General features: G+C 63.5%; 19 protein-coding genes and 1 pseudogene. 14 read left to right on the forward strand and 6 right to left on the reverse strand.

Going from position 1 to position 26,598, the window contains the following annotated elements; translation table 11 throughout:
* Positions 1-124 precede the first annotated feature (124 nt).
* On the forward strand, positions 125-1,762 hold the full coding sequence (locus PCJ21_RS14700; RefSeq protein ID WP_269932164.1) for a fatty-acid--CoA ligase: 1,638 nt from the start codon (positions 125-127) through the stop codon (positions 1,760-1,762).
* A gap of 194 nt (positions 1,763-1,956) precedes the next feature.
* Positions 1,957-2,772 (forward strand): DUF1499 domain-containing protein, encoded by an 816-nt coding sequence (locus tag PCJ21_RS14705; RefSeq protein ID WP_269932165.1) that lies wholly within the window; start codon positions 1,957-1,959, stop codon positions 2,770-2,772.
* Here the strand turns inward: PCJ21_RS14705 and PCJ21_RS14710 are convergent, their stop codons facing one another.
* A complete protein-coding gene (locus PCJ21_RS14710; RefSeq protein WP_269932166.1) occupies positions 2,773-3,681 on the reverse strand; it encodes an MBL fold metallo-hydrolase in 909 nt (302 codons plus the stop codon).
* 123 nt (positions 3,682-3,804) lie between these two features.
* On the opposite strand from PCJ21_RS14710, the gene PCJ21_RS14715 reads away from it, so the two are divergent.
* Together PCJ21_RS14715 and PCJ21_RS14720 are read left to right on the forward strand one after the other, a co-directional pair.
* Positions 3,805-4,401: a biotin transporter BioY gene (locus PCJ21_RS14715; RefSeq protein WP_269932167.1), complete on the forward strand. Its 597-nt coding sequence runs from the start codon at positions 3,805-3,807 to the stop codon at positions 4,399-4,401.
* A gap of 83 nt (positions 4,402-4,484) precedes the next feature.
* Positions 4,485-5,492 carry an SDR family NAD(P)-dependent oxidoreductase gene (locus tag PCJ21_RS14720; protein WP_269932168.1) on the forward strand — a complete coding sequence of 336 codons (1,008 nt, stop codon included), beginning with the start codon at positions 4,485-4,487 and terminating at the stop codon, positions 5,490-5,492.
* A gap of 59 nt (positions 5,493-5,551) precedes the next feature.
* Here the strand turns inward: PCJ21_RS14720 and PCJ21_RS14725 are convergent, their stop codons facing one another.
* Positions 5,552-7,018: a DUF2793 domain-containing protein gene (locus PCJ21_RS14725; protein WP_269932169.1), complete on the reverse strand. Its 1,467-nt coding sequence runs from the start codon at positions 7,016-7,018 to the stop codon at positions 5,552-5,554.
* A gap of 336 nt (positions 7,019-7,354) precedes the next feature.
* On the opposite strand from PCJ21_RS14725, the gene cysD reads away from it, so the two are divergent.
* The 3 genes from cysD to cysQ are packed head-to-tail and all read left to right on the forward strand — an operon-like array spanning position 7,355 to position 11,005.
* Entirely contained in the window at positions 7,355-8,260 is a 906-nt protein-coding gene (cysD, locus tag PCJ21_RS14730) for a sulfate adenylyltransferase subunit CysD (protein ID WP_269932170.1), read from the forward strand.
* Between the two features lie 2 nt (positions 8,261-8,262).
* On the forward strand, positions 8,263-10,200 hold the full coding sequence (gene cysN / locus PCJ21_RS14735; RefSeq protein ID WP_269932171.1) for a sulfate adenylyltransferase subunit CysN: 1,938 nt from the start codon (positions 8,263-8,265) through the stop codon (positions 10,198-10,200).
* Positions 10,151-11,005, forward strand: a complete 855-nt coding sequence (gene cysQ, locus PCJ21_RS14740) for a 3'(2'),5'-bisphosphate nucleotidase CysQ (protein WP_269932172.1) — start codon at positions 10,151-10,153, stop codon at positions 11,003-11,005. The genes cysN and cysQ overlap by 50 nt, the downstream gene beginning before the upstream one ends.
* Positions 11,006-11,019: 14 nt before the next feature.
* Here cysQ and PCJ21_RS14745 read toward each other — a convergent pair whose 3' ends face one another.
* The 4 genes from PCJ21_RS14745 to PCJ21_RS14760 all read right to left on the reverse strand — a co-directional run bounded on the left by PCJ21_RS14745 (position 11,020) and on the right by PCJ21_RS14760 (position 14,993).
* Positions 11,020-12,162, reverse strand: a complete 1,143-nt coding sequence (locus PCJ21_RS14745) for a DegT/DnrJ/EryC1/StrS family aminotransferase (RefSeq protein WP_269932303.1) — start codon at positions 12,160-12,162, stop codon at positions 11,020-11,022.
* A 235-nt stretch (positions 12,163-12,397) separates the two neighbouring features.
* Positions 12,398-13,321, reverse strand: a complete 924-nt coding sequence (locus PCJ21_RS14750; RefSeq protein ID WP_269932173.1) for a carbohydrate kinase family protein — start codon at positions 13,319-13,321, stop codon at positions 12,398-12,400.
* Complete coding sequence (locus PCJ21_RS14755) at positions 13,318-13,764, reverse strand: RbsD/FucU family protein (RefSeq protein WP_269932174.1); 447 nt, start codon at positions 13,762-13,764, stop codon at positions 13,318-13,320. Before PCJ21_RS14755 ends, PCJ21_RS14750 begins: the two co-directional genes overlap by 4 nt.
* A gap of 2 nt (positions 13,765-13,766) precedes the next feature.
* Complete coding sequence (locus PCJ21_RS14760) at positions 13,767-14,993, reverse strand: ROK family transcriptional regulator (RefSeq protein ID WP_442866016.1); 1,227 nt, start codon at positions 14,991-14,993, stop codon at positions 13,767-13,769.
* Positions 14,994-15,099: 106 nt separating this feature from the next.
* On the opposite strand from PCJ21_RS14760, the pseudogene PCJ21_RS14765 reads away from it, so the two are divergent.
* The 7 genes and pseudogenes from PCJ21_RS14765 to glgX form a co-directional block, all read left to right on the forward strand.
* Positions 15,100-15,285, forward strand: a pseudogene (locus PCJ21_RS14765) (sugar ABC transporter ATP-binding protein); the annotation flags it as partial.
* A gap of 157 nt (positions 15,286-15,442) precedes the next feature.
* Positions 15,443-17,914, forward strand: coding sequence for a glycogen/starch/alpha-glucan phosphorylase (locus PCJ21_RS14770; RefSeq protein WP_269932175.1), 2,472 nt, complete (start codon positions 15,443-15,445; stop codon positions 17,912-17,914).
* Between the two features lie 52 nt (positions 17,915-17,966).
* Positions 17,967-20,183 carry a 1,4-alpha-glucan branching protein GlgB gene (glgB, locus tag PCJ21_RS14775; RefSeq protein WP_269932176.1) on the forward strand — a complete coding sequence of 739 codons (2,217 nt, stop codon included), beginning with the start codon at positions 17,967-17,969 and terminating at the stop codon, positions 20,181-20,183.
* Between the two features lie 14 nt (positions 20,184-20,197).
* A complete protein-coding gene (gene glgC, locus PCJ21_RS14780) occupies positions 20,198-21,460 on the forward strand; it encodes a glucose-1-phosphate adenylyltransferase (protein ID WP_269932177.1) in 1,263 nt (420 codons plus the stop codon).
* A 3-nt stretch (positions 21,461-21,463) separates the two neighbouring features.
* Entirely contained in the window at positions 21,464-22,909 is a 1,446-nt protein-coding gene (glgA, locus tag PCJ21_RS14785; RefSeq protein ID WP_269932178.1) for a glycogen synthase GlgA, read from the forward strand.
* A complete protein-coding gene (locus PCJ21_RS14790) occupies positions 22,910-24,538 on the forward strand; it encodes an alpha-D-glucose phosphate-specific phosphoglucomutase (RefSeq protein ID WP_269932179.1) in 1,629 nt (542 codons plus the stop codon).
* 46 nt (positions 24,539-24,584) lie between these two features.
* Positions 24,585-26,585: a glycogen debranching protein GlgX gene (glgX, locus tag PCJ21_RS14795; protein ID WP_269932180.1), complete on the forward strand. Its 2,001-nt coding sequence runs from the start codon at positions 24,585-24,587 to the stop codon at positions 26,583-26,585.
* The last annotated feature ends 13 nt before the right edge of the window (positions 26,586-26,598 follow it).

Raw genomic sequence — 26,598 nt, forward strand, 5'->3', positions numbered from 1 at the left:
TAACCGCGACCGTGGCGGCAATATGGCCGCTGGCCTTTGCTGGCTTGTGGCCATTCCTTTCATCGAACTGGACAATCCCCCAATTGCGCCCAAAGATGGCGGAAAAGCATTTGGGAGGAACGACATGCTGGGATTGATGCAAGAGTGGCCGCTGCTCTGCCACAAGATCATGGACCATGCGGCACGGCAGCATCCGCACCGGGAGGTCGTTTCGCGTTCGATCGAGGGGCCGATCGTTCGCACCACCTACGCCGAGCTGCGGACACGCTCGCTGAAAGTAGCCCAGCGCCTGGAGCGCGAGGGCTACAAGAGCGGCGACCGCATTGCGACGCTGGCCTGGAACACCGCGCGCCACATGGAGGCGTGGTACGGCATCATGGGCATCGGCGCCGTCTACCACACGCTCAATCCGCGCCTGTTTCCCGAGCAGCTGGTCTGGATCATGAATCATGCCGAGGATCAGGCGCTGTTCGTCGACCTGACCTTCATGCCGCTGGTCGAGAAGATCGCGCCGCTGGTTCCCTCCCTCAAGCGCATCATCGTGCTGAGCGATAGCGCCCACCTGCCGCCGAGCTCACTTCCCAACGTCATCGCATTTGAACAATGGCTTGCCGAGGCGGACGGCGATTTCGCCTGGCGGGACCTCGACGAGCATGCCGCCGCCGGCATGTGCTACACCTCCGGCACGACCGGCGATCCCAAGGGCGTGGTCTACAGTCACCGTTCCAACGTGCTGCACGCGATGATCGCGGTGATGCCCGACGCAATGGGCATCTCGGCGCGCGATGTCGTCATGCCGGTCGTGCCGATGTTCCACGCCAACGCCTGGGGCCTCGCCCAGAGCACGCCGATGGTGGGCGCCAAGCTCGTCATGCCCGGGGGCAGGATGGACGGCGCCTCGATCTATGAGATGCTCGACACCGAGCGGGTGACGTTCACCGCGGCGGTGCCGACGGTATGGCTGATGCTGCTGCAGCATCTGGAGGAGACCGGCAAGAAGCTGCCGCACCTCAACAAGGTGGTCATCGGCGGCTCGGCCTGTCCACGCGCGGTGACGGAAAAGTTCGAGCGCAACTACGGCGTCGAGGTCATCCATGCCTGGGGCATGACGGAAATGTCGCCGCTTGGCACGCTGTGCACGATCAAGCCCGAATATGACGACCTTGAAGGCGAAGCCAGGTTGAACATCCAGCAGAAGCAGGGCTACACGCCGTTTGGCGTCGAGATGAAGGTCACCGACGACGATGACAACGAGATGCCGTGGGACGGCCAGACCTTCGGCCGGCTCAAGGTTCGCGGTCCCGCCGTATCCGCCGCCTACTATGGTGGGGCGAGCGCCGACCAGTTCGGCGCCGGCGGATGGTTCGATACCGGCGACGTTGCCCATATCGACGTCAACGGCTACATGCAGATCACCGACCGTTCGAAGGACGTGATCAAGTCGGGCGGCGAATGGATTTCCAGCATCGAACTGGAGAACATTGCGGTCGGGCACCCCGATGTGCAGGAAGCCGCGGTCATCGGCGTGAAGCATCCGCGCTGGGACGAGCGTCCGCTGCTGGTCATCGTCCGCAAGCAGGATAAGGATCCCGCCAAGGCCGACATACTGGCGTTCCTCGACGGCAAGGTGGCGAAGTGGTGGATGCCCGACGATGTCGCCTTCGTCGACGAGATTCCGCATACTGCGACGGGCAAGATCCAGAAGATGGCGTTGCGCGAGCGTTTCAAGGACTATCGCCTGCCGACGGCCGCCAGCACCTGAGCAAGCTGATGTGGGTGAAGGCGGCGAATGCCGCCTTTGCGCTTCAATGGCTGACGGAATCCCTCTAGGCTACGCTAGAGCGCCGTGCGTCCGGATGGACGCACAAAGGACGCACTAGCGTATCGAATCCGATTTTCGGGCCGATGCGCCAGGGGATGCGGACGTGACAGCCGTTGGGTGGATAGCAGACTTCCATGGTCGAGTATCAGACAAGATATCTGGAGCCGCGCACGACACGGGCCGCCGGCGTTTCGAGAGGCCTGGCGTCGTTTTCGGCGGTGCTGCTGATCACCGCCGTCCTCGGCCACCGGCGTGGCCTGATCGATACCACGGCGTTCTTCTGGGTGCTTGCCATCGTCGCCTTGCTGGCGGCGTTCGCGCTGCTGTTTTCCGGCTTTGCCTTTTCGCGGTTGTGGAAATTCGGCGACCAGGGCGGCCATGACCTGACCATCGGCGCATTGCTTGGCCTGATCGTGCTGGCGCCATTTGCCTTCACCGCCTATCAGATTTCCACCTATCCCATGCTGCGCGACATCTCCACCGATGCAGAGGATCCGCCAGCACTCACCGCGGCGGCATCCTTGCGCACTCCCGACATGAACAGGCTGGAATTGGCCACGGCGGGAGAACGCGCGCTGCAGGCACAGGCCTATCCGCTGGTCGCCGGGCGCCGCTATGACCTGTCGCTCGACCGCGTGCTCGACAGCGTGAGAACGGTGCTCGGACGGCAGGGCTGGGAGATCGTGGTTCCGCCTCCTGCCGCCGAGCAGGCCAGCGGCGAGGTCGATATCGAGGCCGTGGCGCGTAGCCTGGTGCTGTCGCTGCCGTCCGATGTCGCGATCCGCGTGGTCGACGACGGCGACTCGACCTTTGTCGACATGCGCTCCGCTTCCCGCTACGGCCGCCATGATCTCGGCGAGAACGCCCAGCGGATTTCAGGCTTCCTCACCGAACTCGATCAGGAAATCGCCACCCAGGCAGGCACCGCGACCGCTCCGCAGGCGGAATGACTATCTGGCCGGCGCATAGACGCCGTCGAGCGACGGCTCGGCATCGCTGACGGCCTTGCCTTTGCCGACCAGGTCTTCCAGATGGGCGAACACCGACAGGCCGGCGGCGCCGTAGAGCCGGGGGTCGGTGTCGCGGTAGATCGCGCGGACAATGTCGGGGATGGTCCGGTCGCCCAACACGAGGCGTTCCAGGATCGCGCGCTCGCGCATCTTTCGGTGCGTCTTCAGCCCGCGCACAAATTTCTGCGGCGAAACGACCGGGCCGCCATGGCCCGGGAGGTAGATCCGGTCATCGCGTCCACCCAGGCGGTCGAGCGAAGCCATGTAGTCGGACATCGCGCCATCGGGCGGCGCGACAATCGAGGTTGACCATGCCATGACATGATCGGCCGAAAACAGGATGCCGGTGCCCTCGAGCGAGAACGCCGCGTGATTCGCTGCATGCCCGGGCGTCAACAACGCGCTGATTCGCCATCCGTCGCCATCGACGACATCGCCGTCGCCGACGACGAGGTCGGGGACGAAATCGGTATCGCTGCTGGCGTCCATCGCCGGGACCTCGCCGAGATGCAGCGGCCTGGCGGATCGATGCGGCCCCTCGGCGACGGTCACAGCACCACTCAGGGCCTTGAGCCGGGCAGCGAGCGGCGAGTGGTCGCGGTGCGTGTGGCTGACGAAGATATGGCTGACCGGGCGGCCCGCGATCGCCCGCATCAGGGCATCGAGATGCGCATCGTCCTCGGGGCCGGGGTCGATCACGGCGAGTGTGTCCTTGCCGATGAGGTAGCTGTTGGTGCCGTGGAAGGTGAACGGGCTCGGATTGTTGACGGTCAGGCGCAGGACGCCATCGGCAACCGGGACGGCGAGGCCGTAGGCAGGCTCGAAACGTGTGTCGAAATCCAGGGTCATGGCACGCCGATATCTGTGTGTTGCAAGGCCTGACGGCATTTTCGTTTGCCGCATAGCACGGAAGACAATATAGGGAAAACCATGTCGGGCATGCTCAGGCGTGCGCAACTCAAGGGGATTTACATGGCAGTTGCATCCACCAGTTCCACCGCGCTCGTCTCCGCGGCGCTTCCTGAAAAGGGTGCGACGCGCCTTGCGACCCAGCTCTTGCTGGCTGTTGCGGGTTCGCTGCTTCTCGTCGCTTCGGCGAAGACCAAGGTCGTGTTCGGCCCGGTCGACATGTCGCTGCAGACGCTGGCCGTTCTCGGCATCGGCGCAGCCTACGGCCTGCGCCTCGGCCTGGCGACGATCATGCTCTACATGGCGCAGGGCGCCATGGGCTATCCGGTGTTCCAGAGCACGCCGGAAAAGGGCATCGGAATTGCCTACATGCTCGACTCGACCGGCGGGTATCTCGCCGGCTTCGTCGCCATGGTGGCGATTGTCGGCTGGGCCGTCGACCGCGGCTGGGGCCGCAGCATCGTCAAGATGCTGGCCGTCATGCTGGTCGCCGAGGTCGTCATGATGGCGATGGGCTTCTCGTGGCTGTCTCTGCTGATCGGCGCGGAAAAGTCGTGGCAGTTCGGCGTCGTGCCGTTCATCGTGCCCGACCTGGTCAAGGTGGCAATCGCTGCCGCAGCGGTTCCGGCAATCTGGGCGCTTCTGCCCAAGAAGGCCTGATCGCCTCAACAGGGCAATGGATTTGCATGCGCCCCGGCCTTAGAAAGGCCGGGGCGTTTTGCATTTGAAGAGCAAGTGAATTCATGACCGTTCTCGTTACCGGCACGGCCGGCTTCATCGGATTCCACGTCGCCAGGCGACTGCTCGCCGACGGCTATGAAGTGGTCGGCTTCGACAGCGTCACCGACTACTACGACACCACGCTCAAGCGCGCGCGGCTGGAGATGCTTGCCGAGCATAAGGATTTCCGCTTCGTCCAGGCCGACCTTGCCGATGCTGCGGCGGTGAAAGCCGCCTTCGAATGCCGTCCGGAGATCGTCGTTCATCTCGCCGCGCAGGCCGGCGTGCGCTACTCGCTCGACCATCCGCAGGCCTATATCGACGCCAATGTCACCGGCTTCCTGAATATTCTCGAAAGCTGCCGCGCCAACCTGCCGAAGCATCTGATCTACGCCTCGTCGAGCTCGGTCTACGGCGGCAACAAGAAGCAGCCCTATTCGCCCCGCGACGGCGCCGACCACCCGGTCAGCCTCTATGCCGCGACCAAGAAAGCCAACGAGCTGATGGCGCATACCTACAGCCATCTGTTTGGCGTGCCCGCTACCGGCTTGCGCTTCTTCACCGTCTACGGGCCGTGGGGCAGGCCCGACATGGCCTACTACAAGTTCACTCGCGCCATCTTCGCCGGCGATACCATCGACATCTACAACAACGGCGATATGTACCGTGACTTCACCTATGTCGACGACATCGTCGAAGGCATCATGCGCTTGCTCGACCTGCCGCCGCAGTCCAATCCCGACTACGACATCACAGCCGGCGGCGCGTCCGGAAGCTGGGCGCCACACCGGGTGATGAATATCGGCAACCGGCGCAAGGAGCATCTGCTGGAGATGATCCGCATTCTCGAGCGCGCGACCGGACGAGAGGCGGTCAAGAACTTCATGCCGTTGCAGGCAGGCGATGTGCTCAGCACCTGGGCCGACGTCACTGACCTCGAAGCGTTGATCGGCGAGCTTCCGCACACGCCGATTGAAGATGGCCTGGTTCGTTTCGTCGACTGGTACGGACGCTATTACCGCGTCCAATGATCGCGCCGGCCTGCGCCGCGCATCCTTTCGGATGCACGGTATCGAAGGCCACATCAAGTTCAGGCATACTGTCCGCCGCTGCTTGCGGAGCCAGCGGCTGACCCCGGAAAGAATGCCGCGCCACCGCTGGTCGTGACGGCTGCGTTTCCGATTACGGAGTACCTGGCACCCGTCACTGTAGCTCCTGCTACGTTGTAGGACACTCCCGCAACGCGGATCATTGCAAGATCGCTCGCTCCGGCAAAGCAGGTGAACGCCAGCGTTCCCGTCAGGGTGACAGTCGGTGTCACGCCGGTGACAAGCTGCAGTCCGGCTTGTTGCCCGATATAGTAGTGGAATGAACCCGCGGAACTGATGGAATAGTTTCCATCGACCCATATCTTGGCGCCGGAGTTTGCCCCCTGAATGTGCGCAAAGCCGGTCGAGTTGAAGACGAGGTTGCGCAAGTAGAGAGCACCAACGCCGTTGTGGACGATGGTCTGCTGCGAGCTGGTGTGTTTGAAACCTCGAACCTTCAGCGCGGCCGGCAACACCGCGTTGGTGATTGAGACCAGCACTCCCGCCGTAACCTCGACATTCGCAGGGGTGGTCTCATCTCCGACAAGCAGTATCTCGCCAGCTCCGGTCCATCCCTTGCTAACCGTCAGGCCCGCGCCGTAAGACCCGGCCCCAACCTGGATCGTGACGGTATGGCCGGCGACATCAAGCGTACTCACAATAACGTCGTAGGCTTTCTGGATGGTCAGGAGCGCGCCGCCGGCCGTGTTCGCCAGGCCATTGTTGGAATCCGAACCATTGGCCCGAACATAGTAGGTCCGATTGGCGGTGAGCATTTCTCGAACATGCCGTTTGGCAACGGCCTGGTTCTGGTCGGTCAAGGAAAGACCTGCCGGCAAAAGCACGCGTCCATCGACGCTGTTCACCTTGAGCGCCTCGGTCCAGGCAGTGCCGTCGGGTGAAACCTTGACATGCCAGTCGTCGTCGCCAGCGAGCCCGAATTCGGCGCGGCCGGAGTAGGTGGTTTGAAACAGCAGAGTGGCGTTTTCGCCGCTCGTTGCCTTGTTGATCTTGACCTGTTGGCCCGCGCCCTGGTTGTCGAACAGCACAGCCTGGCTCTTCACGGACAACCGGTTCGTCGCATCGGCAGTGGTGTTGATACCGACCATTGCTGCCGGGTTGATGCCAAGCGATACGGCATCCAGCCAGTTGGAGCCGTCATGGACGTAGATGCGCTGTTCATCTGCGACCCAGGCGAGCCAGCCCCTGAGCGGAATGTAGAACGTCCAAGTTCCATCTTGCCAAACTGCAATCTGGCCGCTCTTGCCGGCCCAGGCGCCTGTTGCCGCTGCAGCGACAATGTATCGGTCGCCCGCGGCGGGAGTTGCAGGTGGTGCCACGAGATGCCGGTCGAGTGCGGAAAGCTGAACCACGGCGTCCAGCGCTAGCAGCGCTTCATTGTGGGTGACGTGCTTTTGTGCCTGCGAGGGCATGATGAATGGCAATTTCAGATTGGTCGTTTGTTCCAAGGCCAGCTCCTGTCATTGGCTTTGGCACAAGGATAAGGTCGTTCCAAAGGGCGTGGAAAAGCGGCGATTTCTATCCACGCTGGGCTTCGATCAAGCCGCACAGCAGGAAACATGCGGTGCGTATCCATCTGTGTTCAGGCGGCAAAGGTGCCAGCCCTCGCGAGGCGTGCTGAAATCACATTCCAGCAGATGCGCCGTGGCGGCAAAAACTGCCTTGCCTCGCGCCGCATTTTGGGCTGGTCCTGCTTGATGCCCCCTTGGATTGCAGGGATACTCAGGCAACAGGTTGTTTCGGCTCCGACGCCACGGCCAGCAGCAATTTCCAAAGGCTTTTCAATGCTTGCCAGACTGACCCACTTGGACCGTCTCGAGGCGGAGGCGATCCACATCTTTCGTGAGGTCGCGGCCACCTTCACCAAGCCCGTCATGCTCTATTCCGTGGGAAAGGATTCCTCGGTTCTGCTGCATCTGGCGATGAAGGCGTTCTATCCGGCCAAGCCGCCTTTTCCGTTCCTGCATGTCGACACGACCTGGAAGTTCCGCGAGATGATCGAGTTCCGTGACCAGATGGCGCGCGAGCTCGGCTTCGATCTGCTGGTCCACGTCAATCCGGATGGCGTGCGCGACAACATCAATCCGTTTGACCATGGCTCGAACACACATACCCACGTCATGAAGACCGTTGGGTTGCGCCAGGCGCTCGACAAATATGGCTTTGACGCAGCCTTCGGCGGCGCACGCCGCGATGAGGAGAAGTCGCGCGCCAAGGAACGCATCTTCTCGTTCCGCAATGCCCAGCACGCCTGGGATCCCAAGAACCAGCGGCCCGAAATGTGGAAGATCTTCAACACCCGCGTGTCGGCCGGTGAATCGATCCGCGTCTTCCCGCTGTCCAATTGGACCGAACTCGATATCTGGCAGTACATCTTGCAGGAAGAAATCCCCATCGTTCCGCTCTATTTCGCCAAGCACCGGCCGGTGGTCGAGCGCGACGGCATGCTGATCCTGCGCGACGACGACCGCATGAAACTCAATCCGGGCGAGGTGGTGGAAAACAAGCTTGTGCGCTTCCGCACGCTTGGCTGCTACCCGCTGACCGGCGCCATCGAATCCGACGCCGACAGCCTCGAAGGCATCGTCAGCGAGATGCTGACCGCCCGCACCTCGGAGCGGCAAGGGCGCCTGATCGACCGCGACGAAGCTGGCTCGATGGAAAAGAAGAAGCGCGAAGGGTACTTTTGAGAATGCGCCACGCCATGGCCACCAACATCGAGGCCGCTGCAAGCGTCCGTGACTACCTCGCCGCGCAGGAGCAGAAGTCTCTCCTGCGCTTCCTGACCTGCGGCTCGGTGGATGACGGCAAGTCGACGCTGATCGGGCGCCTGCTGTCCGACACAAAGCAGATATTCGAAGACCAGCTGGCGGCGCTCGAGCGCGACTCGCGCAAGCATGGCACGACGGGTGAGGACGTCGATTTCGCGCTTCTGGTCGATGGGCTGGAGGCCGAGCGCGAGCAGGGCATCACCATCGACGTCGCCTATCGCTTCTTTGCCACGCCGAAGCGCAAGTTCATCGTCGCCGATACGCCCGGCCACGAACAATATACCCGCAACATGGCGACGGGCGCTTCGACGGCCGACCTTGCCATCGTTCTCGTCGATGCCCGACAGGGCGTGCTGCGCCAGACGCGCCGCCACTCGATCATCGCCTCGCTGCTGGGCATCCGCAACATCGTCGTCGCCATAAACAAGATCGACCTGGTTGGCTTCGACGAGGCCGTGTTTGACCGCATCGCCGCGGACTATGCGGCGTTTGCGGCGAGCCTTGGCTTCGAGTCGATCGTGCCGATCCCGATGTCGGCCCGCTATGGTGACAATGTCACGCGGCGCACGGAAAAGATGGCCTGGTATTCGGGGCCGACGCTGATCGAACATCTTGAAAATGTGGTGGTCGAGGAAGACGCGGCGGAACGTCCGTTCCGCTTCCCGGTGCAATATGTGAATCGGCCCAATCTCGATTTCCGCGGCTTCGCCGGAACGATCGCCTCGGGCTCGATCTCGCAAGGCGACGAGATCGTCGTCGCCAAGTCCGGCAAGGCTTCCAGGGTCCGTCGCATCGTTGCCCATGGCGGCGACCTGCGCACGGCTGTCGCCGGCCAGGCGATAACGCTGGTGCTCGACGACGAGGTCGAGGTGTCGCGTGGCAACGTGCTGGTGACGCCCGACGCGCGGCCCGATGTTGCCGACCAGTTCGCCGCCAATGTCGTCTGGTTCGACGAGAACGCGCTGCTGCCAGGCCGGTCCTACATCTTGCGCACCGAGACCGACCAGGTCAGCGCCACCGTCACCGATCTCAAATACCGGATCAACGTCAACGACTTCGCCCATGAGGCGGCGAAGTTGCTGGAGATGAACGAGGTTGGCGTTTGCAACATTTCGGCGCAATCGCCCATCGCCTTTGACAGCTTCTCCGACAATCGCACCACTGGCGCGTTCATCCTGATAGACCGGATCAGCAATGCAACGGTCGGTGCCGGCATGATTTTGCATCCGTTGCGCCGGGCCGAGAACATCCATTGGCAATCGCTGGACGTGACGAGAAAGGCGCGTGCCGAGCTCAAGAACCAGCGTCCGGCCGTGCTGTGGTTCACCGGTCTGTCCGGTTCGGGCAAGTCGACAGTTGCCAACCTGCTTGAAAAGAAGCTGCACGCGGCCGGACGCCACACCTATATCCTCGACGGCGACAATGTGCGTCATGGCCTCAATCGCGATCTTGGCTTCACCGATGAGGATCGCGTCGAAAACATCCGTCGCGTCGCCGAAGTTGCCAAACTCATGGCCGATGCGGGCCTTATCGTCGTTGTTTCCTTCATTTCGCCCTTCCGAGCCGAGCGGCGCATGGCACGCGAGCTCATGGGCCAAGGCGAGTTCGTCGAAATCTTCGTCGATACGCCTTTCGAGGAGTGCGCAAGGCGCGATCCGAAGGGGCTCTATGCTCGCGCACTCGCTGGTTCGATCAAGAATTTCACGGGTGTCGATTCACCCTATGAAACGCCGGAGAATCCTGAGATTCATTTGAACACTCTCGGCAAGAAGCCCGAAGAGATGGTCGAAATTGTCGAGAATTGGCTGAATGAGCGGGACCTTGCAGAGCATCAATACGACGACGGCGGCGGTATCTGACGAAGCGATCCTTGCAGTTTTCGAAGGCCTGGCCCTGGAGGCCGGGCAGGGGGTGATGGAGGTCTACAACTCCGACATCGCCGTTACGGCGAAGGCGGATGCGTCGCCGGTCACGCTGGCCGACAAGGCCAGCGAAAAGGTCATTCTCGAAGGTTTGCGCAAGGCTTTTCCAGACGTGCCTTGCGTGTCCGAAGAAGAGATAGCGGAAGGCTTCGTGCCGCCGGCGCTGGGCGGGCTGTTTTTTCTGGTCGATCCGCTCGACGGCACCAAGGAATTCATCAAGCGCCGAACCGATTTCACGGTCAACATCGCCCTTATCCGCAACGGCGCGCCTGAAATCGGCGTGGTCTACGCTCCCTGCACGGGCCGCTTCTTTTCCGGCCGTCCCGGCCGTGCCGAGGCCTTCGAGGCCCGCGACGGGAAAGTCGTCTCCGATCGCCATCGCATACATGTCCGCGATGGCCGCCAGCCGCTGACAATCGTCGCCAGCCGCTCGCACCTGACGCCGGAGACCGAAGAATTCATCAAGAAGGTTTCGGCGGCCGAGATCGTCTCGGTCGGCTCGTCGCTCAAGTTCTGCTTGCTGGCTGCCGGCGAGGCCGACATCTATCCGCGCTTTGGCCGGACGATGGAATGGGACACGGCGGCGGGGGATGCCGTGCTGCGCGCTGCCGGCGGCACCACGCACACGCTGGACGGCGCGTCGCTGGTCTATGGCAAGCGCAACCAGGCCAACGATGCGGATTTCGCCAATCCGCATTTCGTCTCGAGCGGCCGGATCAGCGATCCGGCCTTCGTGTTCTGACCTGAAAGGGCTGCTTACTCGGCCGCGATCTTGGCCGAGTTGGAGCCGACATAGTTGCGGATCGTCGAGATGATCCGATTCTGGTCGGCTTCGCTGAGGTAAGGATGCATCGGCAGGCACAGGATGGTGCCCGGCACGGCATCCGAAACCGGCAGGCCACCCGGCGTGCGCGGATAGTGGCTGTAGGCCACCTGCACATGCAGCGGCTTCACATAGTAGATGACAGACGGAATGCCCTGCTCCTGCAGGTGCTTCTTCAGGCCGTCGCGGTCCGCGGTCTCGATGGCGTACTGCGCCCATGCCGAGCGACCGCCGGAGGGCGCGCGAGCGGCTTTCACGACATCGCCGAGGCCGTCGGCATAACGTTTGGCGATGGCCGCGCGGGCTTGCATCTCGTCTTCCAGGATCGCCAGCTTTTCGATCAGGATCGCCGCCTGCAGCGTGTCGAGGCGCGAGTTCAGGCCGACATGGATGTTGTCGTACTGGGTCTCGCCCTTGCCGTGGAAGGCGAAGGAGCGAAGCTTGGCTGCGAAGGCGTCGTCGTTGGTGAACATCGCACCGCCGTCGCCGTAGCAGCCGAGCGGCTTGGCCGGATAGAAGCTGGTGGCCGCGACATGGCCGTAGGCACCGCACATCTTGCCGTCCTGCGAGCCGCCGATCGACTGGGCGGCGTCTTCGATGACCAGCAGGTTCTCGCGCTTGGCGATGGTGCCGAGCGCAGCGTAGTCGGCAGCGGTGCCGAACAGGTCGACCGGGATAACCGCCTTGGGCTTCAGGCGGCCTTCGGCCTTGATCATGGCGATCGCGGCTTCGAGGCTTTCAATGCTGATGTTGTAGGTGTCGGGTTCGACGTCGACGAACACCGGCTCGGCCTTGGCGAGTGCCACCACTTCAGCGGTCGCGGCGAAGGTGAAGCTCGGCACGAACACGGCATCGCCGGGGCCGATGCCGGAGGCGAGCAAGGGCAGCAGCAAGGCGTCGGTGCCGTTGGCGCAGGCGATGACGTGCTTGACGCCGACATACCTTGCCAGCTGGTTTTCGAATTCGGTCACTTCCGGGCCGAGAATGTAGCGGCCCTCGTCGACGACCTTGTCGATGGCCGCCTTCAGACGGTCGCGGATTCTTTCGCGCTGAGCGCCGAGATCGATGAACTGCATTGTGGCCCCAAAACCCATTCGTTTTCTTCGCGCCGCTGATAGCAGAGTTGCGAAACGCGAAAAAGAAGTGGGCGCTGCGGCATCTCACGCGCGCAATAGGTTCCTGTTACTTTCGGTTGTGACGTTTTTGCGCAGAAAATGGCGGAAAACATGGAGTTTTCCGCAGCTCACTGCTGAGGCGGCTTGGCGATGCGAAACATAAAGTGATCGTCTGCTGCGCCCGAAAGCGACGCAATCAGGCCAATTCGTGTCGCCATGGCGGATTTGCGCCGGCGCGCGATACGGTGACCGCAGCAGCCTGCGCAGCGAGGGTGAGCGCCCGGTGAATTGCCGCTTCGGACAAATCCGCGACCGCCTGCTTGGTCAGCGCGCCTTGCTCGTGCAACGAGGCGAGCACGCCCGCATTGAACGTATCGCCGGCCCCGACCGTGTCGACGACGTTCACCTTGTCGGGCGACACCGAAACGGCGTGGCGGGCGCTGTAGGCGATGGCGCCCTTGCTGCCCTTGGTGATGATGACGAGCTTCGTCCCCTTGTCGAGCCATGTTGCGGCGATCTCGTCATGCGTTCCGGTTTCGCCGAACCATTCGAGATCCTCGTCCGAGAGCTTGACGATGTCGGCCATCGCCAGCATGCGCCGCATGCGGGCCAGGTGGCTCGGCTTGTCGGAAATGAAGCCGGGCCGGATATTGGGATCGAGCATCGTCACGCGGTTGCGATGCTCGCGTTGCATGAGCGCTTCGTAAGCCGAGCCGCACGGTTCGGGGATCAGGCTGATTGCACCGAACAGCATGGCGTCGATGTCGTCGCCAAGTGCCGGCAGGTGGGCGTCGGTGAGCATCCGTCCGGCAGTGTTTTCGTCATAGAAAGTGTAAGTGGCGTGGCCGTTGTCGAGCCGGACGAAGGCCAACGTCGTCGGGCGGCCCGAGAGATTGGCGTAGCGCGAGCCGACCTTGCTGGCGGCCAGCACGTCGCGGATTTGCTGGCCGAAGAGATCCGACGAAAGACCGGAGAAGAACTCGACCGGCGCGCCCAGCCGTCCGAGCGCGATCGCCGAATTGAACACCGCGCCGCCGGCATAGGGCGCGAAGGCGGGTTCGCCGGCCTCGCTTTGACGGGGCAGCATGTCGATCAGCGCTTCGCCGCAGCACAGGATCATGATTTGCCGGCTCCCTCGGGATAGATGACGCCCTTGCGGACAATGACGTTGGCGTAAAGCCTCGGTTCGCTCGTTGCAATGAGCGTGTGCGCCGCCTTGACGCGCTTGTAGAAGGCGTCGCCTGCAAGGGCGACGACGGCGTGTCCGGGAGCGCGACGGGCGCAGACCGCTTCGATTTCCAGATGCACGGGGTCGACGAGCGAGGGGTCGCCCTTGACCGAAGCGCGGAAGATCGCCTGCGGCACGAAGTCGTCGACGGGCAGGACCTGCAGCACCGCATCCAGCACCGGGATCAGCCCGAGCCCGTCGGCGCGAATGACGCGCCGGCCATGCTCGAGGGCAGGATAGTTGCCGTCGACGATGGCGATCTCGTCGCCATGACCCATGGCGCGGAGCGTGAACAGCAATTCGGGACCAAGCAGCGGCGGAATTCCGACAAGCACGCTCAATTTCCCCTTGAAGGCACGGATGCGTTGACGAGGAAGCGCTCCGACAGCGGCAGGCTTGCCCCGCCGAGGGCGCGCGCGTGGATGCCGACGGTACCTTCGCGAACCGAAGGTATGCGCAGGCCCTCGACGTCGATCTGGCGGATCGATGCCTGTACCGCCGCGACAAGGCGGGCGCGGATCGCCGACGGCATCCAGCCGTCGATGACCGCGCTTTCGAAGTCGATCACCGATGCGGAGGCGACGATCGCGTAGGCAAGGGCGTCTCCGGCGGTGGCGAGCCATTGGTCGAGCGCGGACCCGAGTTCGCCCCATTCCTCCGGCGAGGACCACAGATGCGAGGCGTCGACGCCCTGGTCGTTGAGCGCCGCTTCGAGAATGGCGATCGAAGCGATGTCGATCAACTGGGTCGGCCTGCCGGCTGGGCCGGGCACCGGCATCGAGCCGAGCGCCCCGGCGTTGCCAGTAGGTCCGCTATAGAGCCTGCCGTTGAGCACCACGCCGCCGCCGGCAAAGGCGCCGATGTAGAAGTAGACGAAGTCGCGCAAGGCGCCGATATCGCCGAACACAAGCTCGGCGCCGCAGGCCGACGTGGCGTCGTTCTGCAAGTACACCGGGAAGGGAAACAGCGCCTGCAGGTCGGTCCGCATGTCGCGGTTGCGCCATTCCTCCATGATTTCGCGCGGTGCGCCCGCCGTATCCACCCAGTTCCACAACTCGAACGGCATGGCGACGCCAAGTCCGGCAATCCGCTTGTCCTGTTCGCGCGTCAGGCTGGCGCGCATCTGGGCGATGCCCGACCTGACGAAGTCGACGGTGTCGCGCGGGGCAGGGTAACGATAGGAATTCTGCAGCATCGTCCTGGTGTTGCCGAGGAAGTCGATGAGCACGAGTTCGGCGCTGCGGCGTCCGATCTTGAGGCCGATGAAGAATGCGCCTTCGGGATTGAGCGCCATCGGTACGGAGGGCTGGCCGATCTTGCCGCGCACCGGTTCCTGGCGCAGCAGAAGCCCGTCATCCTCCAGTTCGCGCATGATCACGGAGACAGTCTGGGCCGATAGCCCCGTCATGCGGGCAATGTCGGATTTGGCCAGGGCACCGCTCTGCCGAACCAGCGACAACACAAGCCGCTCGTTGTGATCGCGCATGCCGCTCTGGTTGGTCCCGCGCAGATGTTGGCTGTCAGCCACATCAGGCGATCCTTGCCTTGCATTCCCGGCCTCCACCGGCTTCCTCCCGTCATTCCACGTCTTGTTCTTTTGGCCAGAATGCGGGCCGCCTGCAATCCTGTCAATAATAAATAAGAGTGATTTATTTATTGACTCGCATTCGCGATTGGTGCCTATTTTGCTGAGCTCGCACAACATGCCGCATGTCTTAGAGGTCGCCGACCGCATCCATATCCACCGCCTCGGACGGCGTCTCGCGGTGACCGATCCGAAGCAATACATCATGTCGGCCGCGGTTGCCTTCATGATCGGGGCCAAGGCGCCGCCGGAAGCTGCACTTGCAGCCTGACCACAACTTCCAATCTCCGCGACGCCAGCCATTGACGCGGAGATTTAAATCGATTGGAATTGGATCTAGATCGGCTAACATGACCTTGGGAGGATAGGTGTCGGCAAGGGAGGGAAATGACAAGGTGGCCGATTTGGCTAGCTATGCGAGAGGCAAGATGACCCGCGCAGTGACCCCGCAAATCCCCCAGCCGCCCTCTTTGGGCGACACCAGTCCTCAGGCGCTTGCCGCCGAAATCAGGCAGGCGCTGAAGTACCGTCTCGGCAAGGACGCAACGGTCGCCACCGACTACGACTGGCTGACGGCCTCGATCAAGGTCGTGCGCGACCGCATCGTCGACGAGTGGATCTCGTCGACCAAGGAAGCTTACGACCAGAGCGCCAAGCGGGTCTATTACCTCTCCTTGGAGTTCCTGATCGGCCGCCTGATGCGCGACGCGTTCTCCAATCTCGGCCTGATGGAGGCGATGCGCGAGGCGCTGGCCTCCCTCGGCGTCGAATTCGACGTCATCGCCAAGCTCGAGCCGGATGCTGCGCTGGGCAATGGCGGTCTTGGCCGGCTCGCCGCCTGCTTCATGGAAAGCATGGCGACAGTCGACATTCCCGCCCATGGCTACGGCATTCGTTACGCAAACGGCATGTTCCGCCAGGAAATCCATGACGGCTGGCAGGTCGAATTGCCCGAAACCTGGCTCGAGCACGGCAATCCGTGGGAATTCGAGCGCCGCGAGCGCGCCTTCGAGGTTGGTTTTGGCGGCTCGGTCGAGTCGATCACCAGCAAGGATGGCCGGCTGGAACGGCATGTCTGGAAACCGACAGAGCACATGCTGGCGGTTGCCTACGACACGCCCGTCGTCGGCTGGCGCGGCGCGCGCGTCAACACGCTGCGGCTTTGGTCGGGCATGCCGGTCGATCCGATCCTGCTCGACAAGTTCAACGCCGGCGACCACATCGGCGCGCTGGCCGAAAGCAACAAGGCCGACGCCCTGTCACGCGTTCTCTATCCGGCCGACGCCACGCCTGCCGGCCAGGAACTTCGCCTCCGCCAGGAGTATTTCTTCTCGACAGCGTCTTTGCAGGACATCCTGCAGCGTCACCTCAGCCAGTACGGCGACCTGCTGTCGCTACCCGAGAAGGCCGCGATCCATCTCAACGACACCCATCCGGCAGTCGCCGTACCGGAGTTGATGCGCCTCCTGATGGACGTCCATGGGCTCGATTTCGACACCGCCTGGGGACTGACCAGGCAAACCTTCGCCTACACCAACCACACGCTTCTGCCGGAGGCGCTGGAAAGCTGGCCGGTGCCGCTGTTCGAGCGCATCCTGCCGCGCCACATGCAGATCGTCTATGCGATCAATGCCGAGATATTGCTCGAAGCACGCGCCACCGGAAAGTTCGACGGCGACCAGATCAGCCGCATCTCGCTGATCCAGGAGGATGGCGGGCGGCGCGTGCGCATGGGCAATCTGGCGTTTGTCGGCTCACACAGCGTCAACGGCGTGTCGGCGTTGCACACAGAGCTGATGAAGGAGACGGTGTTCGCCGACCTGCACCGGCTCTATCCCCACCGCATCAACAACAAGACCAACGGCATTACGCCGCGGCGCTGGCTGATCCAGTGCAATCCGGGGCTTACTTCCCTGGCATGCGAGGCGATAGGCGACCGGTTCCTCGACGATATCGAGGCCATCCGCGAGCTCGACGCGTTTGCCACCGATGCCTCGTTCCAGGAGCGTTTTGCCGCGGTCAAGCGCGCCAACAAGGAGCGGCTGGCCAATCTGGTTGCCGAGCGGCTGGCCATCAGGGTCGACCCGTCGGCCTTGTTCGACATCCAGATCAAGCGCATCCACGAATACAAGCGCCAGCTGCTCAATATCATCGAAGCGGTGGCGCTCTACGATCAGATCCGTTCACACCCGGAGCGCGACTGGATGCCGAGGGTAAAATTCTTCGGCGGCAAGGCGGCACCCAGCTATCACAACGCCAAGCTCATTATCAAACTGGCCAATGACGTGGCACGGGTCATCAACAGCGACCCGTCGGTACGTGGTCTGCTGAAGGTCGTGTTCGTTCCCAACTACAATGTTTCCGCCGCTGAAATCCTAATGCCGGCCGCGGATCTCTCGGAGCAGATTTCGACAGCCGGCATGGAGGCGTCAGGCACCGGCAACATGAAGTTCGCGCTCAACGGCGCGCTCACCATCGGCACACTCGACGGCGCCAATGTCGAGATCAAGGAACGGGTAGGCGACGACAACATCTTCATCTTCGGCCTGACGGCTGAAGAGGTCGCCCAGCGCCGCGACAATGGCTATCAGCCGGAAACGGTGATCGATGCCTCGCCGGAATTGAAGCAGGCCGTGGCCGCCATCGCATCGGGCGTTTTCTCGCCGGACGATCCGGCGCGCTACCGCGACCTCATGGACGGGCTGCATCAGCACGACTGGTTCATGGTGGCGGCTGATTTCGATGCCTATGCCGCAGCTCAGCGCCAGGTCGATGCGGTCTGGCGCGACAGTCGCGACTGGTTTGCCCGCGCCATCCACAATGTGGCGCGTGTCGGCTGGTTCTCGTCCGATCGCACGATCCGCCAATACGCCAAAGAAATCTGGAACGTACCGGCCTGATGTGATTGCATGAGTTGACCCGAAAGAAACCCCTGGGAGGGGACACCTGGACATGAAGAAGCCGCGTGCGGCCGCCGAAACCACACCGGGGCTCGAAAGGGCTGCGGACGGCGATGTCGAGGCGATTGTCTCCGGCACCCACGGCGATCCGTTCGGTGTTCTGGGATTGCAGGAGACGGCGAAGGGCCTTGTCGAGCGCTGCTTTGTTCCGCATGCCGAACAGGTCACGGCGTTCACGCTTCAGGGCAAGCCGTGCGGCGAACTGGTGCTGCGCCACGATGCCGGCTTCTTCGAAGGCAGGTTGACCATCCGCAAGCGCCAGCCCATCAAGCTGCACGCGCGCAACGCCGGCGGCGACTGGTGGATCGTCGATCCCTACAGCTTCGGACCGGTGCTCGGCCCGATGGACGACTACTTCATTTCGGAGGGGTCGCATCTCCGGCTGTTCGACAAGCTTGGCGCGCACCTGATCTCGCATGAGGGCGTCGACGGTGTGCATTTCGCCGTCTGGGCGCCGAATGCCCACCGCGTGTCGGTGGTCGGCGCGTTCAATGATTGGGACGGCCGCAAGCATCCGATGCGGCTGCGCCAGGATACCGGCATCTGGGAAATCTTCATCCCGGGCATCGGGCCAGGCCAACCCTACAAGTTCGAGCTGATCGGCGCACGCGGCGTACGCCTGCCGCTGAAGGCCGATCCGTTTGCCTTCCGTTCGGAATTGCGCCCGGCCACGGCCTCGGTCACCGACCGGCCACAGGCCCATGCCTGGGGCGACGACAAGCATCGCGCGCACTGGAAGGCCGCCGATCATCGCCGCGAGCCGATCAGCATCTATGAGGTGCATGCAGGCTCCTGGCAGCGCCGCGACGACGGCTCGTTCCTGTCATGGGACGAGATGGCCGACCGGCTGATCCCCTATGTCGTCGATACCGGCTTCACCCATATCGAATTCCTGCCGATCTCCGAGCATCCCTATGATCCGTCCTGGGGTTACCAGACGACCGGGCTGTACGCTCCAAGCGCCCGCTTTGGCGATCCCGATGGCTTTGCCCGCTTCGTCGATGGCGCCCACCGCGCCGGCATCGGCGTGCTGCTGGATTGGGTGCCCGCGCACTTCCCCGTCGACGAGCACGGCCTCGCCCATTTTGATGGCACGGCACTCTACGAGCATGCCGACCCGCGCCAGGGCTTCCACCCCGACTGGAATACCGCGATCTACAATTTCGGCCGGCGCGAGGTGGTGTCGTTCCTGGTCAACAACGCCCTCTACTGGGCCGAGAAATACCATGTCGACGGCCTGCGCGTGGATGCGGTCGCTTCGATGCTCTACCTCGATTATTCGCGCAAGGAGGGCGAGTGGATCCCCAACGAGTTCGGCGGCCGCGAGAACCTGGAATCGGTGAGGTTCCTGCAGAAGATGAACGCCGCCGTCTACGGCACGCATCCCGGTGTCATGACAATCGCCGAGGAATCGACCTCGTGGCCGAAGGTGTCGCAGCCGGTGCATGAGGGCGGGCTGGGCTTCGGCTTCAAGTGGAACATGGGCTTCATGCACGACACTCTGGAGTATCTCTCCAAGGAGCCGGTCCACCGCAAGCATCATCACAACGAGATCACCTTCGGGCTGCTCTACGCCTTCAGCGAAAACTTCGTCCTGCCGCTGTCCCATGACGAGGTCGTGCACGGCAAAGGCTCGCTGCTCAACAAGATGGCCGGCGACGACTGGCAGAAGTTCGCGACCCTGCGCGCCTATTACGCCTTCATGTGGGGCTATCCCGGCAAGAAACTGTTGTTCATGGGACAGGAATTCGCCCAGCGCGCGGAATGGAACGAAGCCAAGGCGCTGGACTGGAACCTGCTCGAGTTCGTTCCGCACAGCGGGGTGAGGCTGCTCGTGCGCGACCTCAACCATGTCTACCGCTCGCGGGCCGCACTCCATGCGCGCGACTGCGAGCCGGAGGGCTTCGAGTGGCTGATCGTCGATGATGCCAAGAACTCGGTCTTCGCCTGGCTGCGCAAGGCGCCTGGTGGCGCGCCGATCGCGGTGATCTCGAATTTCACGCCGGTGCCGCGCGGCAATTATCGCGTACCGCTGCCAAAGGCAGGCAAGTGGCGGGAAGTCTTCAACTCCGACGCGCTGGACTATGGCGGGTCGGGCAAGGGCAACAGCGGCATGGTCACCGCGCAACCGACGGATGGAGGAGGGGCAGCAGCCGCGCTGCTTCTGCCGCCGCTGGCGACGATCATGCTTGAATTCGTGGCGGACTGAGCAGGGAGGATGGCATGGAACTGAAGAGAAACCAGCCGCTGGCGCGCGATGCCATGGCCTATGTGCTTGCCGGCGGGCGCGGCAGCCGGCTCAAGGAACTGACCGATCGCCGCGCCAAGCCCGCGGTCTATTTCGGCGGCAAGACGCGCATCATCGATTTCGCCCTGTCGAACGCCCTGAATTCGGGTATCCGCCGCCTCGGCGTCGCCACCCAGTACAAGGCGCACTCGCTGATCCGCCACCTGCAGCGCGGCTGGAACTTCCTGCGGCCCGAGCGCAACGAGAGCTTCGACATCCTGCCTGCCAGCCAGCGCGTTTCGGAAACGCAGTGGTACGAGGGCACGGCCGACGCCGTCTACCAGAACATCGATATCATCGAGGCCTACGGCCCCGAATACATGGTCATTCTCGCCGGCGACCACATCTACAAGATGGATTACGAGCTGATGCTGCGCCAGCACGTCGATGCCGGCGCCGACGTGACGGTGGGGTGTCTCGAAGTGCCGCGCATGGAGGCATCCGGCTTCGGCGTCATGCATGTCGACAAGAAGGACAATATTATCTCCTTCATCGAAAAGCCGGCCGATCCGCCCGGCATTCCCGACAATCCGGACTTCGCACTCGCCTCGATGGGCATCTACGTCTTCAAGACCAAGTTCCTGATGGAGCAGCTGCGCCGAGACGCCAACGAGCAGGACTCCAGCCGCGATTTCGGCAAGGACATCATCCCCTACATCGTCCAGCACGGTAAGGCGGTGGCGCACCGCTTCACCAAATCCTGCGTTCGCTCGACCTCGGAAGCCGCGCCCTACTGGCGCGACGTCGGTACGGTCGACGCCTACTGGGAAGCCAATATCGACCTGACGGACATCACGCCCGAACTCGATCTCTACGATCGGGACTGGCCGATCTGGACCTACTCCGAACTGACGCCGCCGGCCAAGTTCGTCCATGACGAGGACGGCAGGCGCGGCCAGGCGATCTCGTCGCTGGTCTCCGGCGACTGCATCGTCTCAGGTGCGTCGCTCAAGCGCAGCCTGATCTTCACGGGCGCGCGCATCAATTCCTTTGCCACGCTCGAGGACGTGGTGATGCTGCCGGCCTGCCATGTCGGCCGCAACGCGCGGCTTAATCGCGTGGTCATCGATCACGGCGTACACATTCCCGAAGGGCTGGTCGTCGGCGAGGACCCGGTGCTGGACGCCAAGCGCTTCCGTGTCTCCGAAAAGGGCATCTGCCTGATCACCCAGGACATGATCAACAGGCTGGAGCTGTAGCAGGTGCAGGTACTTTCGGTCACGCCCGAGATATTTCCGCTGATCAAGACAGGCGGGCTGGCCGATGTCACCGGTGCGCTGCCGGAGGCGCTGGCCGGGCTGGGCGTTCAGATGCGCAGCCTGGTTCCCGGCTATCCGGTGGTGCTGGACGCGCTGAAAAAGAAGAAGGTAGTCCATCAGTATTCAGCGCTGCAGGGCGGCAAGGCGACGGTCCACGCCGTCGAGGTGGACGGCCTCGACCTTTTGGTGCTCGACGCGCCGCATCTGTTCGACCGGCCCGGCGGTCCCTATGGCGATGCCACAGGCGCCGACTGGCAGGACAACTGGCGGCGCTTCGCGGCGTTGGGCCGTGTCGGCGCCGACATCGCTGCCGGCGTGGTGAAAGGTTACAAGCCCGACATCGTCCATGCGCATGACTGGCAGTCGGCGATGACGCTGGCCTACATGCGCTACGGCGAGGCGGCGAAAGTGCCGTCGGTGATGACGGTGCACAACCTGGCCTTCCAGGGGCAATTCGGCGCCGGCATCTTCTCAGGCCTTGGCCTTCCGCAGCAGGCGATGGCGCTCGACGGGGTCGAGTATTACGGCGGCGTCGGCTTCCTCAAGGCCGGCCTGCAGGCGGCCTGGGCGATCACCACCGTCAGCCCGACCTACGCCCAGGAAATCCGCTCGCCGGCCTTCGGCATGGGGCTCGACGGGCTGATCAATCTGCGCTCTCCCGATCTGTTCGGCATCGTCAACGGCATCGACGACGACATCTGGAACCCCGAGACCGACAAGCATCTGGCGGCGACCTATACGGCCAAGACGTTGAAGGCGCGCAAGGCCAACAAGCGCTCCGTCGAGGAGCGCATGCTGCTCGACAGCGAAGAAGGGCCAATCTATTGCGTGGTCAGTCGCCTGACCTGGCAGAAGGGCATCGACATTCTTTCCGCCATCATCGATCCGGTGGTGGCGTCGGGCGCTCGGCTGGCGATCCTCGGCTCCGGCGATGCGGGCCTGGAAGGCGCGCTGCTCGCTGCGGCTGCGCGCCATCGCGGCCGCGTCGGGGTGGTTATCGGCTACGACGAAGGGTTGTCGCACCTGCTCCAGGGCGGTGCCGACGGCATCCTGATCCCGTCGCGTTTCGAGCCCTGTGGCCTGACCCAGCTCTACGGTTTGCGCTATGGCTGCGTACCGCTGGTGGCGCGCACGGGCGGGCTGGCCGACACGGTCATCGACGCCAACGAGGCGGCGGTCACGGCAGGGGTGGCGACCGGCTTCCAGTTCGCGCCGGAAAACGCCGGTTCCTTCCACCATGCGATCCTCAGGGCCAATGCGCTGCATGCCGACCCGGCTGCCTGGGCCGCCATCCAGAAGCAAGGCATGAAGTCGGATGTGTCATGGGACCGCAGTGCCCAGAAATATGCCGCACTTTACCGCAAGCTTCTCTCAAAAAGGGATGCCTGAATGATTCGTACTGTTTCCACCACGCCCTATTCCGACCAGAAGCCGGGCACTTCGGGCCTGCGCAAGAAGGTGCCGGTCTTCCAGCAGCCGAACTATGTCGAGAACTTCGTGCAGTCGGTGTTAGATGCGCTCGAAGGCTTCGCCGGCAAGACGCTGGTCGTCGGCGGCGACGGCCGTTTCTACAATCGCGAGGTGATCCAGAAGGTCATCGCCATGGCGGTGGCCAACGGTTTCGGCCGCGTCGTCGTCGGGCAGGGCGGCATCCTGTCGACGCCGGCGGCTTCCCACCTCATCCGCAAGCGCAAGGCCTTCGGCGGCCTCATCCTGTCGGCCAGCCACAATCCCGGCGGCCCGCACGAGGACTTCGGCATCAAGTACAATGCCGAGAACGGCGGCCCCGCGCCCGAGAAGCTGACAGACGCCATCTACGCCCGCAGCACGGCGATATCGGCCTACAAGATCGCCGATGTCGGCGCGGTCGATCTCGACAAGCTCGGCACCTTCGAGGTCGGCGGCATCAAGGTCGAAGTCGTCGATCCGGTGGCCGACTATGCCGCGCTGATGGAAACGCTTTTCGACTTCGACGCTTTGCGTGCGCTGTTCAAGTCAGGCTTCCGCATGCGCTTCGATGCCATGCATGCCGTGACCGGGCCGTATGCCAAGGAAATCCTCGAGCGCCGCTTGGGCGCTGCCGAGGGAACCGCCCGCAACTTCGTTCCGCTCGAGGATTTCGGCGGTCATCACCCCGATCCCAACCTCGTGCACGCCAAGCATCTCTACGACGAGATGATGGGGCCGAATGCACCGGACTTTGGCGCTGCCTCCGATGGCGACGGCGACCGCAACCTGATCATCGGCCGCGGCATCTTCATCACGCCGTCGGACTCGCTGGCGATGCTCGCCGCCAACGCCCATCTCGCGCCCGGCTACAAGTCGGGTCTCAAGGGCATTGCGCGCTCGATGCCGACCAGTGGCGCTGCCGACCGCGTGGCCGAAAAGCTGGGCGTTGGAATGTACGAGACACCGACCGGCTGGAAATTCTTCGGCAACCTGCTCGACGCCGGCATGGCGACGATCTGCGGCGAGGAGAGTGCCGGCACCGGCTCCGACCATGTCCGCGAGAAGGACGGCCTGTGGGCGGTGCTGCTGTGGCTCAACATCCTGGCCGCGCGCGGCGAGAGCGCCAGGGACATCGCCGCCAAGCACTGGGCGACCTATGGCCGCAATTATTATTCGCGCCACGACTACGAGGAGGTCGAAAGCGATCGCGCCAACGCGCTGGTCGATGCTCTCCGGGCCAAGCTTGGCTCGCTGCCGGGTACCAGCGTGCGCAGCATGAAGATCGCCAGCGCCGACGACTTTGCCTACAACGATCCGGTCGACGGCTCGGTAAGCAAGAACCAGGGCATCCGCATCCTGTTCGAAGGCGGTTCGCGCGTCGTCTTCCGCCTGTCGGGCACGGGCACTTCGGGCGCCACCCTGCGCGTCTACATCGAGCGTTTCGAGCCTGACTCGGCACGCCACGATCTCGACACGCAGAAGGCACTTGCCGACCTGATCCAGGCGGCCGAGGACATCGCCGGCATCCGTGCCCATACCGGCCGCGACAAGCCGAGCGTGATTACGTGAGTTTGGCGCTGAAATTGCCCTCTAGGGGGAGGGTGGGGGCTCGCAATTGACCCCGCTTGGCGCGACCGTGACCGATGGCGGCATCCGCTTTGCCGCATGGTCGGGTTCAGCGGAGCGGATGTGGGTGTCGATCTTCGACGCCGCCGGCACGGCGGAGACGGCGCGGCTGGAAATGCCGAAGCAGGAAAACGGCGTTTTCGCGGTGCATGTAGAGGGCCTGGCCGAGGCCACGCGCTATGGCTTCCGAGGCGATGGCCGGTACGCTCCCGAGCAAGGCTCCTGGTTCGACCCCGACAAACTGCTGGTCGATCCCTATGCCGTCAGGATCGACCGGCCATACCGCTACGACGGCAGGCTGGCGGCGCGGCGCGGGCAGGGCGGCGATACCGCCGGCCTGATGGCCAAGGCTGTGGTGGAATCGCTGCCGCTTGTACCGTCGCAGGCACCGCGGTTTGCTCCGGGTGGCCTTGTCTACGAGGTGCCCGTGCGCGCCTTCACGATGCGGCATTCCGGCGTGCCGCATCCATTGCGCGGAACCATTCGGGCGCTTGCCGAACCTGTTGTCATCGAGCACTTGCTGAAACTTGGCGTCTCGGCCGTCGAACTGATGCCTGTCACGGCAACCATGGACGAGCGGCATCTGCCGCCGCTCGGCCTCGGCAACGCCTGGGGCTACAACCCGGTGACCTTCATGGCCCTCGATCCGCGCCTTGCGTCTGGCGGGATGGCCGATCTCAGGGACACCGTCGCTGCCCTTCACGACGCCGGCATCGGCGTTCTTCTCGATCTCGTCTTCAACCACACCGCCGAGAGCGACGAGCTTGGCCCGACCCTGTCGCTGCGCGGGCTCGACAATGCGGCCTACTACCTGTTGGCGCACGACAATCAGGGGCGCTACGTCAACGACACCGGCACCGGAAACACCGTCGCCTGCGATCGGCCGGTGGTGCGGGAACTGATACTCGACAGCCTCCGGCACTTTGTCCGCCATGCCGGCGTCGATGGCTTTCGCTTCGATCTTGCGCCGGTGCTAGGCCGCGTCGACGGCGCATTCGACGTCAATGCGCCGCTGCTGCAGGCGATGCAAAACGACCCGGTCGTCGGCGACCGGGTGCTGATCGCCGAACCCTGGGACATCGGCCATGACGGCTACCGTTTGGGTGGTTTTCCGGGCGCGTTCCTCGAATGGAACGATCGCTATCGCGACGATGTCAGGCGTTTCTGGCGTGGCGATCAAGGCATGGTGGGCGCGCTGGCGACGCGGCTCGCCGGATCGTCTGACGTTTTTGGCAGTGGGCCGGTGACGCGCACGGTGAATTTCGTCGCCGCCCATGACGGCATGACGCTGGCCGACATCGTGCGCTACGAGCGCAAGCACAATGAAGCCAATGGCGAGCACAATCGCGACGGCCACAACGAGAACCTCTCCTGGAACAATGGCGTCGAGGGCGAGAGCGACGCGCCCCGGATCGCCGCCGCGCGTGAGGCCGACACGCGCGCGCTTCTGGCGACGCTGTTTGCCTCGCGCGGTACGCTGATGCTGACGGCCGGCGACGAGTTCGGCCGTACCCAGAAAGGCAACAACAACGCCTATGCCCAGGACAATGATCTGACCTGGCTCGACTGGGGCCGCCGCGATGCCGCGCTCGAAGGCTTCGTCAGCGCTTTGTCGAAGCTGCGGCGTGACGCGCCGGCGCTGGCGCGGCTCGCCCTGCTGACCGGCACTGCGACAGACGGCGCGGCAATCCCCGATGTCGCGTGGCTGACGGAAGCCGGCCGGCCGATGTCCGAGGCCGATTGGCGTCTGCCCGAGCGGCGCTGTCTGGCGATGCTGCTGGCCGGCGGCACCCATTCGGGCGGGCGGCTGGCCGTTCTGGTCAACGGCGCGCACGATGCCGCGTCCTTTGCCCTGCCGCAACGCAGGGAGTTCGTGTGGCGCGGAACCATGGGCGGAGACAATCCAATCGATGGCATCGTGCGTGTTTCGGCGCGCGGCATCGCCTTTGTGCTCGAATACGCATCGGCTGATAGGACGGCTGACCAATAGGAAGGAACAGGAA

The sequence above is a fragment of the Aminobacter sp. HY435 genome (assembly GCF_027568395.1).
GTDB lineage: Bacteria > Pseudomonadota > Alphaproteobacteria > Rhizobiales > Rhizobiaceae > Aminobacter.

What these genes read in the sequence shown, in the direction of transcription:
- PCJ21_RS14700 (WP_269932164.1), top strand. Translation starts at nt 125, where the DNA reads ATGCTGGGATTGATGCAAGAGTGGCCGCTGCTCTGCCACAAGATCATG.
- PCJ21_RS14705 (WP_269932165.1), top strand. Translation starts at nt 1,957, where the DNA reads ATGGTCGAGTATCAGACAAGATATCTGGAGCCGCGCACGACACGGGCC.
- PCJ21_RS14710 (WP_269932166.1), bottom strand. Translation starts at nt 3,681, where the DNA reads ATGACCCTGGATTTCGACACACGTTTCGAGCCTGCCTACGGCCTCGCC.
- PCJ21_RS14715 (WP_269932167.1), top strand. Translation starts at nt 3,805, where the DNA reads ATGGCAGTTGCATCCACCAGTTCCACCGCGCTCGTCTCCGCGGCGCTT.
- PCJ21_RS14720 (WP_269932168.1), top strand. Translation starts at nt 4,485, where the DNA reads ATGACCGTTCTCGTTACCGGCACGGCCGGCTTCATCGGATTCCACGTC.
- cysD (WP_269932170.1), top strand. Translation starts at nt 7,355, where the DNA reads ATGCTTGCCAGACTGACCCACTTGGACCGTCTCGAGGCGGAGGCGATC.
- cysN (WP_269932171.1), top strand. Translation starts at nt 8,263, where the DNA reads ATGCGCCACGCCATGGCCACCAACATCGAGGCCGCTGCAAGCGTCCGT.
- cysQ (WP_269932172.1), top strand. Translation starts at nt 10,151, where the DNA reads ATGAGCGGGACCTTGCAGAGCATCAATACGACGACGGCGGCGGTATCT.
- PCJ21_RS14745 (WP_269932303.1), bottom strand. Translation starts at nt 12,162, where the DNA reads ATGCAGTTCATCGATCTCGGCGCTCAGCGCGAAAGAATCCGCGACCGT.
- PCJ21_RS14750 (WP_269932173.1), bottom strand. Translation starts at nt 13,321, where the DNA reads ATGATCCTGTGCTGCGGCGAAGCGCTGATCGACATGCTGCCCCGTCAA.
- PCJ21_RS14770 (WP_269932175.1), top strand. Translation starts at nt 15,443, where the DNA reads ATGACCCGCGCAGTGACCCCGCAAATCCCCCAGCCGCCCTCTTTGGGC.
- glgB (WP_269932176.1), top strand. Translation starts at nt 17,967, where the DNA reads ATGAAGAAGCCGCGTGCGGCCGCCGAAACCACACCGGGGCTCGAAAGG.
- glgC (WP_269932177.1), top strand. Translation starts at nt 20,198, where the DNA reads ATGGAACTGAAGAGAAACCAGCCGCTGGCGCGCGATGCCATGGCCTAT.
- PCJ21_RS14790 (WP_269932179.1), top strand. Translation starts at nt 22,910, where the DNA reads ATGATTCGTACTGTTTCCACCACGCCCTATTCCGACCAGAAGCCGGGC.